Below are 1,740 nucleotides of genomic sequence, written 5' to 3'. Positions count from 1 at the left end.
AAAAGGCGCTAACGTTGACAAGCTGGCTGCTGAATTTGCTGACGAGCTGGATACTTTGGGCGTTCGCGTTGCTAACCTGGAAAAGAAAGCTGATGCTGTAAAAATTACCGGTGAAGTTCGTTATCACTACACTGACAGCGACGATGATTTCAACGGTTATGAAACCAAACTGCGTTCCCGCCTGTTCTTCAACGGCCAAATTAACGACGACTGGACCTACACCGGCATGATTGAAAACAACCAGGATTTGAAAAACGATGCTGGCGACGAAGACACTAAATTCCAACGCGCTTACGTAAACGGCAAATTGGGCGGCGTAAAGGTTCAAGCTGGTCGCTATAATCTGAAATTGGCTGATGGCAACGTATATGATACCCGTTTCGACGGCGTACAACTGTCCTATGGCAAAGACGTTAAAGTAACCGCTGGCTATGGCAAAGCTACTCCTTCTAGTGTAACTTTTAAAAATACTGGCGCAGTGGGTGCAAATGAATTTGGTATCAGAGGCGAGTCTGACGAAACTTGGTATGCAGATGTAACCGGTAAAGTAGGTTCCTTGTCTTTAGGCGCTGGCTACTATAACTTTAAAGACGTTGATATGTATGGTACTAAATTAAATACTACTGGTAATATTGTTTCTGATAAAGCATTGGATAAAGCTGAAGATTTTGAAATTTGGCAAGTAAATGCTAATTATGCATTCGATAAGAACTTTAAATTAGGCGCTATGTATTTGATGGGCGACGATTCTGGAGAATATGAAGGTGTTGATGACGACGGTTATGTAGTAACCGCATCCTACAAAGGCGCTAAAGCTTCCCAACCCGGTTCTTGGGGTTTGGTAGCTAAATACTATGACCAAGGCGTTACCACTTATATTGACCACACCATGAACGGTGTTGCCGATAAGATGTTTGGCTTCAAAGGCTACAGCGTATTTGCTAACTACACCTTTGCTAAGAACATCGTTGGCCAAGTTGAATGGTATGATCTGGAAGAAAAAGAAGGCGAACGCGAGTCTCAAACTCTGTGGGCTCAAATGCTGTTCACTTTTTAATCCAACCCTTAGACAAGTTAATACTTCTCAAAAATTTAGGGACGGCTGCGGCCGTCCCTTTTTGTAGTATGAAAAAAACGCTTAACGGTAAGCGGCTCTTTTCCAATAGTTATTAAAATTGAGGAGAAGCCGACTTTCCGATACCAGCTATCTCTTTTATTATTATAAGCTCAAAAATAAAAATAGTCAACACATCGAACTTTGTTTTGCGTTTGCTGCGGCAGCTGCTATAACTTATAGGCGGCCTAAAAAACCGGGGATACAGCCTCGGTTTTTTATTTTTAGGTGCTGCTAAGTTTCGCAATTTTAGCCGTTAGTAAACAGCTCTTGCAGCAGCTCCTCCGTTATGTCTTCTTCGGAATAAACCTTTACGCCCTGCTGCGCCAGCAGGGCTGCCGTAACGCCCATGCCGGGGATGCGGCGGCCCTGAAAGCTGCCGTCATAAATGGCGTCGCTGCCGCAGGAGGGACTGCGCTGTTTTAAAATAGCGGCGGTAATATTATAGCGCCGGCAAATTTCGGCGCAGAGCCGGGCCCCTTGCTTAAAGGCGTCGGTTACGTCCTCGCCCTGGTCATTGACGACGCGGGCACAGCCGCGCCAGACGTAGCGCCCCGTGCCGCCGCTGATTTCAGCAGGGGGACGGGGCGTTGGCAGTCCGCCTGCCGCTTCGGGGAAGAAGGGCA

At 46.6% G+C, this 1,740-nt stretch carries 2 protein-coding genes; one reads left to right on the top strand and one right to left on the bottom strand.

The genetic code is table 11. The features are described 5' to 3' along the window. Positions 1-1,057 (top strand): hypothetical protein (locus tag QZ105_RS10455; RefSeq protein WP_293729860.1); only part of this gene is annotated, 1,057 nt, incomplete at its 5' end. A gap of 306 nt (positions 1,058-1,363) precedes the next feature. On the opposite strand, the gene QZ105_RS10450 is transcribed toward QZ105_RS10455, so the two are convergent. After that, positions 1,364-1,740, bottom strand: a 377-nt coding sequence (locus QZ105_RS10450; RefSeq protein WP_293729859.1) for a DUF523 domain-containing protein, incomplete at its 5' end; no start/stop codon positions are given.

It is taken from the genome of uncultured Phascolarctobacterium sp., from assembly GCF_905212365.1.
Classification (GTDB): Bacteria; Bacillota; Negativicutes; order Acidaminococcales; family Acidaminococcaceae; genus Phascolarctobacterium_A.
The sequence above is the reverse complement of the archived record's forward strand: the minus strand, read 5'-3'. Positions and strand labels throughout refer to the sequence as shown.